This window comes from Teichococcus deserti, from assembly GCF_001982615.1.
Taxonomy (GTDB): domain Bacteria; phylum Pseudomonadota; class Alphaproteobacteria; order Acetobacterales; family Acetobacteraceae; genus Pseudoroseomonas; species Pseudoroseomonas deserti.
Map to the genome: position 1 here is coordinate 1 of NZ_MLCO01000329.1, position 6,895 is coordinate 6,895.

Below are 6,895 nucleotides of genomic sequence, written 5' to 3' on the forward strand. Positions count from 1 at the left end.
GGCCTGCGGCACGCCGGTGATCGCCATGCGCCGCGGCTCGGTGCCCGAGGTGATGGAGGACGGGCTGACCGGCTTCGTCATCGACAACGAGGACGAGGCGGTCGCCGCCGTCGCCCGCATCCCGGAGCTGGACCGCGCCAAGGTGCGCGCCCGCTTCGAGCAGCGCTTCACCTCGCGCCGCATGGCGGAGGACTACGTCTCTCTCTATGAGCAGCTGATCGCGGAGAAGAAGAAGCCGCAGCTGCGGGCCGTCAGCGGCGGCAACTGAGCCGGTCGCGACGACAGAGATGATGGCCGGGGGGCGCAAGCTCCCCGGCCTTTTTTGTGGTCCTCAGCGCCGCATTGCGCGGACCAGCACCAGCACCGGCAGCAGGCCGACCAGGACGATCAGCAGGGCGGCGGTGCTGGCCTCGGCCAGGCGCTCGTCGGCGGCCAGGTTGTGGACGCGCACCGCCAGGGTGTCGAGGTCGAAGGGGCGGACGATCAGCGTCGCCGGCAGCTCCTTCATGGTGTCGACGAAGATCAGCACGGCTGCCGTCAGCAGCGCGCCGCGGGCCAGCGGCGCCTCGACCCGGGCGATGGCGGCGCCGGGGCCATGGCCCAGGGTGCGCGCCGCCTGCAGCAGGCTGGGCTTCAGCCGCGACAGGCCGGATTCCACCGCCGACTGCCCGACGGCCAGGAAACGGACGAGGTAGGCGAAGACCAGCGCCACCATGGTGCCCGACAGCAGCAGCCCGGTGGAGAACCCCAGACTGGCCCGCGCCCAGCCATCCACCGCATTGTCGATCAGGCCGAAGGGCACCAGCGTGCCCACCGCGATCACCGAGCCCGGCACCGCATAGCCCAGCCCCGCAAACCGGTTCGCCCCGCGCGCCAGCGCCGAGGGATACAGCCGCATCCCCCAGCCCAGCAGCGCCGCCAGTGCCACGCCGATCAATGCGGTGACGCCGGCCAGCACCAGCGAATTGCGGGCGAAAGGAAGGAAGTTGGCGGGCTCCAACGCGTCGCCGCTGGCCAGCATCAGGTGGAACAGCCCGCCGGCCGGGATGACGAAGCCCACCACCAGCGGCAGGGCGCAGGCCAGCGTCGCCGCCCAGCCCTTCCAGCCGCACAATACATGCGGCCGCAGCGGCGGCGTGCGCGTCGTCGTCGGGTGGTAGCGGCGGCCGCCGCGCGAGGCGTGCTCGGCCAGCAGCAGCAGCGCTACCACCCCCATCAGGCAGGCGGCCAGCTGGCTGGCGGCGCCGCGGTCGCCCATCCCGAACCAGGCCTCGTAGATGCCGGTGGTGAAGGTGCGGACGGCGAAGTAATCGACCGTGCCGAAATCGGCCAGCGTCTCCATCAGCACCAGCCCGATGCCAGCGGCCAGGGCCGGCCGCGCCAGCGGCAGCGCCACGCGGAAGAAGGTGCGCGGCAGCGACAGGCCCAGCGTGCGCGAGGCCTCGATCAGGCAGGTGCTCTGCTGCAGGAAGGCGGCGCGGCACAGCAGGTAGACGTAAGGGTAGAGCACCGCCGCCAGCATCACCGCAGCACCCGGCAGGCTGCGCACCTCGGGGAACCAGTACTGCCCCCAGCGCAGCCCGGTCAGGTCGCGGACCAGCGTCTGCACCGGCCCCGCCGCGTCGAGCAGCCAGGTGTAGAGATAGCCGCAAACATAGGCCGGCATGGCCACCGGCAGCAGCAGCGCCAGCTCCAGCGACTTGCGGCCCGGGAAGCGGCAGGCCGTGACCAGCCAGGCGCAGCCCACGCCCACGGCGCCTGCCATCACCGCCACCAGCAGCCCGAGCTGCAGCGAATTGCCGAGATAAGGCAGCAGGTTGGTCTGCACGATATGGTGCCAGACCTGCCCCGCCCCCCGTCCCGACAGCAGCGGCCAGGCGGCATTGGCCAGCACCGCCAGCACCGGCAGGGCGACCAGCGCGGCGATCAGCCAGCCGGACCGGGCCCAGAGCGGCACGCGTCGCCGGGGAGGAAGGGCCGGGGAGACGGCCGAAAGGGAGGTCGTGGACACGGGGGTGAAAATGCCTCGCATCCGCGAGGGAAGGAAGAAGGACGGGGGCAGGTCGGGGGAATGAATTCCCCCGAACCCCCATCATTTTTTCTGATCACCGGCCGTTTTCAGGCCAGCGCCTCACTCGCATCCACATCAGGGCATCGCGGCGGGACGCCATACCAGAACCGTGCCACCTCAAAGGGCGCGCTGTCGCTGGGCCGTTTCACGGTCCCTCACCACGTGGACATGGCAATCAGACAGAAAAAAGAAGGGATCCAGGGGAATTCATTCCCCTGGCCCTTAAATCATTTCTTCTCTTTCCACTGCGAATAGGTTTTCCGCGGGATATCCACCCGATCGTTGGTGCGCGTGTACCAGCCGCGACCATGCATGCGCCCGACCAGGTTCAGCTTCGGCGTGTCGATGTAGTATTTTTCCGCATTCAGCACCCCGTCGTCATGGACATGCATCGCCAGCACGCGGCCCAGGACCAGGGTGTGCACGCCCACGGGGACCAGCTGGAAGGTCTCGCATTCCATGGCCACCGGGCTCTGGGCGATGCGGGGCGGCTTGATGTGCAGGCTGGGCTCGGTGGCCAGGCCCAGCTCGGCGAGCTCGTCCATCTCGGGCGGGAAGTCTATCGCGGTGTCGCTCATCGCCTGGGCGCTGGCCTCGTTGACCAGGCAGACCACGAACTGCCCGGTGGCGCGGATATTCGCCAGGGTGTCTTTCACCGGGGCGTCAACGCCTTCCGGGCGCGGGCCGCAGGAGAAGCCGATCACCGGCGGCGTGTCGCCGAAGGCATTGAAGAAGGAGAAGGGCGCGGCGTTGGTCACGCCCGCCGCGTCCTGCGAGATCACCCAGGCGATCGGGCGCGGGACGACGGTGGAGACGAGAAGCTTGTAGGCCTCGCGCGTCGGGATGGTGGCGAAGTCGAAGAGCATGGCGGGGCTTCCTCAGCCGACCGGGTGCAGGGCGGCGCCGCCGCGGATCAGCACGGCGTCAAGGTTGTCCAGGCAGCGGAAGCCCATGGCGTCGCGGGTCTCGATGGTGGCGCTGCCCAGATGCGGCAGCAGCACCAGGTTGGGCGTGGTCAGGTAGCCCGGGAAGATCTTCGGCTCGCCGGCGAAGACGTCGAGGCCGGCGGCGCGCAGATGGCCCTTCGCCAGCGCCTCGCAGAGGGCGGCGTCGTCGACGGTGGTGCCGCGGCCGGTGTTGACCACGATGGCGCCGCGCTTCAGCAGGGCGATGTGGCGGGCGTCCAGCCAGTTGCGGGTGGCCTCGCCGCCGGGGATGTGCATGGACAGCACGTCGATGGCGCCGAGGAAGCCGGCATCGTCGGCGTGGTAGATGGCGCCGGCCTCTTCTGCCGCGGGCAGCTGCTTGCGGTTGCGGTAGTGGATCTCCATGCCGAAGCCGCGCGCCATTTTTGCCAATGCCTGGCCGATACGGCCCATGCCGAGGATGCCCAGCTTCTTGCCCTCGAGCGTCACGCCCATCAGCTGGGTGGGGGCCCAGCCGGTCCATTCGCCGGCGCGCAGCAGCCGCTCCGACTCACCGCCGCGGCGGGCGGCGGCGAGGATGAGAAGAAAAGCGATCTCGGCGGTGGCGACGCTCAGCACGTCGGGCGTGTTCGACACGGTGATGCCGCGGGCGCGGGCGGCGGCCAGGTCGATATGGTCGGTGCCGACGCTGAAGGTCGCCAGCAGCTTCACGCTGTCGGGCAGCGCCGCGATGGTCGCAGCATTCAGCGGGTCGCCGGCGGCGCAGAGGATGCCCTGCGCCCCGGCATTCTTCGCGGCCGTCGCGATGGCGGCGCCGTCCATCGGCGTGTCCGACGGGTTCGGGACGGTGATGTAGTCCCGCTGGGCGCGGGCCTCCACCGCATCCGGAAAGCGGCGGGTCAGCAGGAGGACGGGCTTCGTCATGCGGATCAGCTCCAGAGGGGATCGATGGCCGGGCGACCGGACAGCACCGCGGCGATGTTGTCCAGGCAGCGCAGGCCCATGGCGTCGCGGGTCTCGACCGTGGCGCTGCCGATATGCGGGGCGAGCGACACGTTGGGCAGGTCGATGAAGCGGCGGTCGAAGCGCGGCTCGCCCTCGAAGACGTCGAGGCCGGCGGCGGCGATGCGGCCGGATTTCAGCCCGTCGATCAGCGCCTCCTCCTCGATCAGCCCGCCGCGCGCGGCATTGACCACGACGGCGCCGGGCGGCAGCAGGCCGAGCGTGCGGCGGTTCAGGATGTGGCGGGTCGCCGGCGTGTAGGGGCAGTGCAGCGAGACGAACTGGCATTGCCCCAGCATGGCGTCGAGATCGGCCATGAAGTGGCCGCCTTCCTCCAGCGCCGGCGGCAGCTGCGCCGCGTCATGGTAGAGCACGCGCATGTCGAAGCCGCGGGCGCGGCGCGCGACCGCGCGGCCGATGCGGCCCATGCCGATGATGCCGATGGTCTGGCCCCAGACGCGCACGCCCAGGAAGTCGCCCATGGCGCGCGGGCCCCAGGCGTCCCGGCGCAGCATCTGGTCGGCCTCGGGCAGGCGGCGGGCGGCGGAGAGCAGCAGCGAGAAGGCCAGGTCGGCGGTGCAGCCGGTCAGCACGTCCGGCGTGTTGGTCACCACCAGGCCGCGCGACTTCGCCGCCGCCACGTCGACATGGTCGAAGCCGACCGAGCAGGTGGCGGCCACCTTCACCCGCGCCGGCAATCTCTCGATGAAGCCGGCATCCAGCTTGAAGCCGGAGCTGAACAGCAGGGCCTCGGCCTTGTGCTCCTCGAGCAGGGCGAGCGATTCCTCACGGTCGATGTCGCGGTCGACCGCGAAGGCGCCGGCGAAATCGCGGTCCAGGCGGGCTGCGACCGTGGGCGGCATGCGGCGGACGCTGACCAGGCGCGGCCGGGCAGCCGGCGCGGGCGTCAATGTGGCGAGGGGAGAGTCGAGCTCAGCCATGCACGCATCCTCCTGTTCTGCTTTGCCGCCGAGCTTAGACGTCTCAGCCGGTCACGCCAGGGGGTCTCTGGCCAGAGCCCATCTTGCCAGAGCCCATCTTGCCAGCCGGGGGGGAAGCGTTCACCGTCCGCGCCGAATTTCAGCCGTGAGGGAGAAGGCCATGGATCTCGGTCTGCAGGGCAAGCGCGCTTTGGTGATGGGGGCCTCGAAGGGGCTCGGGCGCTCGATCGCCGATGCGCTGGCGGCGGAGGGCGCGCTGGTCGCCATTTCCGGCCGCGACCAGGCGAGCCTCGACCGCGTCGCCGGCGAGCTGCAGAGCCTGGGCGCGCCCAAGGCGGTCGGCATCCAGGCCGATGTCGCCGAGGGCAGCCAGATGGACAAGCTGGCGGACGCCGCGGTCGCGGCGCTGGGCGGCGTCGACATCCTGGTGCTGAACCATGGCGGCCCGCCGACCTGCACCGCGCTGGAGATGAAGCAGGAGGACCTGATCACCTGGTTCCAGCGCATCGTGCTGTCGCCGATCCGGGTGGCCAACAAGCTGCTGCCGGCGATGCGCGAGCAGAAATGGGGCCGCATCCTGACCGTGGGCTCGACCGGCATGGTGCAGCCGCTGCCGGGCCTCGCGCTGTCCAACACGCTGCGCGCGGCGATCGTCGGCTGGAACAAGACCCTGTCGGCCGAGCTCGCCGGCGAGGGCATCACCTGCAACATCCTGGCGCCCGGCGCCTTTGCCACCGACCGCACCGCCGAGACGCTGGCGGCGGCCTCGGCCAAGTCGGGCAAGAGCATCGAGGCGCTGGTCGCCGAGCGGTCTTCCGCGATTCCCATCGGCCGCTATGGCGAGCCGAAGGAATTCGGGCCGATGGGTGCCTTCCTTGCCTCGGACAAGGCGGCCTATACCACCGGCCGGATCCATATCATCGATGGCGGCGCGGTGCGCGGCGTCTGAAAGTCTGAGTGACGGTGTCGAATTCCCTGCGTCCCAACCTGCTGCCCGATGTCGACCTGGCCTTCCGCCTGTTCGACGAGCTGCGCGAGAAGAGCTTCGACGGCGTCGGCATCACCCGCGAGGCCTATGGGCCGGGCGAGGCGATGGCGCATGCGACCGTGCGTCGCGAGGCCGAGGCGCTCGGGCTGGAGGTGACGACCGACCCGGTCGGCAACCTATACATGACGCTGCCGGGGACGGATCGCGCGGCCAAGCGCATCCTGATCGGCAGCCACATGGACTCGGTGCCGCAGGGCGGCAATTTCGACGGCGCGGCGGGGGTGCTCGCGGGCCTCGCCGCGGTGTCGGGGCTGAAGCAGGCGGGCTTCGTCCCCGCCCGCGACGTCACCGTCATGGCGATCCGGGCGGAGGAGGCCGGGGCCTGGTTCCCGACCTCCTATCCCGGCTCGCGCGGCTCGCTCGGCCGGCTTAGGCCTGAGGAACTGCAGGTGCGCCGGCAGGACAGCGGCCGGACCCTGGCCGAGCATATGCGCGAGGAGGGCTTCGATCCCGATTTCGCCGCGCGCGGCGAGGCGGTGAACAGGCCGGACAACACCCAGGCCTTCCTGGAGCTGCATATCGAACAGGGCCCGGTGCTGGATTCCGAGGAGGTGCCGGTCGCCATCGTCACCGGCATCCCGGGCAGCCGCCGGCTGCGCCAGGGCCGGGTGCTGGGCGAGTACAACCATTCCGGCGCGACGCCGCGCCGCTACCGCCGCGACGCCGCCATCGCGCTGGCCGAGCTGGCGGTGGCGCTCGACGAGGCCTGGGCGCTCCTGGAGGCGCATGGCCACCGCCTGGTGGTGACCTTCTGCACCCTGGCCACCACGGCCGAGGCCGGCTTCACCAAGATCCCGGGCGAGGCGACCTTCATGCCTGCCTCTTACACACCTCTGACGCTGACGACGATCTTACGCGCGCAGGTCTCCGGCGCCGCGCTTGCACTTGATAACAAAATGACTAAACT

General features: G+C 70.5%; 7 protein-coding genes. 3 read left to right on the top strand and 4 right to left on the bottom strand.

The window, feature by feature from the left end; genetic code table 11:
* A partial coding sequence (locus tag BKE38_RS26080) for a glycosyltransferase (protein ID WP_131829733.1) occupies window positions 1–268 on the top strand: 268 nt, incomplete at its 5' end.
* 63 nt (window positions 269–331) lie between these two features.
* Here the strand turns inward: BKE38_RS26080 and BKE38_RS26085 are convergent.
* The 4 genes from BKE38_RS26085 to BKE38_RS26100 form a co-directional block, all read right to left on the bottom strand.
* A complete protein-coding gene (locus tag BKE38_RS26085) occupies window positions 332–1,957 on the bottom strand; it encodes an ABC transporter permease (RefSeq protein ID WP_076960124.1) in 1,626 nt (541 codons plus the stop codon).
* 341 nt (window positions 1,958–2,298) lie between these two features.
* The gene (locus BKE38_RS26090) at window positions 2,299–2,937 is read right to left on the bottom strand and encodes a flavin reductase family protein (protein ID WP_076960125.1); all 639 of its coding nucleotides are present in this window, start codon (window positions 2,935–2,937) and stop codon (window positions 2,299–2,301) included.
* Window positions 2,938–2,949: 12 nt separating this feature from the next.
* Complete coding sequence (locus BKE38_RS26095; protein ID WP_076960126.1) at window positions 2,950–3,921, bottom strand: 2-hydroxyacid dehydrogenase; 972 nt, start codon at window positions 3,919–3,921, stop codon at window positions 2,950–2,952.
* A gap of 5 nt (window positions 3,922–3,926) precedes the next feature.
* Entirely contained in the window at window positions 3,927–4,940 is a 1,014-nt protein-coding gene (locus tag BKE38_RS26100; RefSeq protein ID WP_076960127.1) for a 2-hydroxyacid dehydrogenase, read from the bottom strand.
* 160 nt (window positions 4,941–5,100) lie between these two features.
* On the opposite strand from BKE38_RS26100, the gene BKE38_RS26105 reads away from it, so the two are divergent.
* Window positions 5,101–5,889 carry an SDR family oxidoreductase gene (locus tag BKE38_RS26105; protein ID WP_076960128.1) on the top strand — a complete coding sequence of 263 codons (789 nt, stop codon included), beginning with the start codon at window positions 5,101–5,103 and terminating at the stop codon, window positions 5,887–5,889.
* Between the two features lie 14 nt (window positions 5,890–5,903).
* On the top strand, window positions 5,904–6,895 hold a 992-nt coding region (locus tag BKE38_RS26110; protein ID WP_242662576.1), incomplete at its 3' end, for a M20/M25/M40 family metallo-hydrolase.

Bases quoted from the DNA above. Each gene is read 5' to 3' on its own strand.
- BKE38_RS26105 (WP_076960128.1), top strand. From the start codon at position 5,101: ATGGATCTCGGTCTGCAGGGCAAGCGCGCTTTGGTGATGGGGGCCTCG.
- BKE38_RS26100 (WP_076960127.1), bottom strand. From the start codon at position 4,940: ATGGCTGAGCTCGACTCTCCCCTCGCCACATTGACGCCCGCGCCGGCT.
- BKE38_RS26095 (WP_076960126.1), bottom strand. From the start codon at position 3,921: ATGACGAAGCCCGTCCTCCTGCTGACCCGCCGCTTTCCGGATGCGGTG.
- BKE38_RS26090 (WP_076960125.1), bottom strand. From the start codon at position 2,937: ATGCTCTTCGACTTCGCCACCATCCCGACGCGCGAGGCCTACAAGCTT.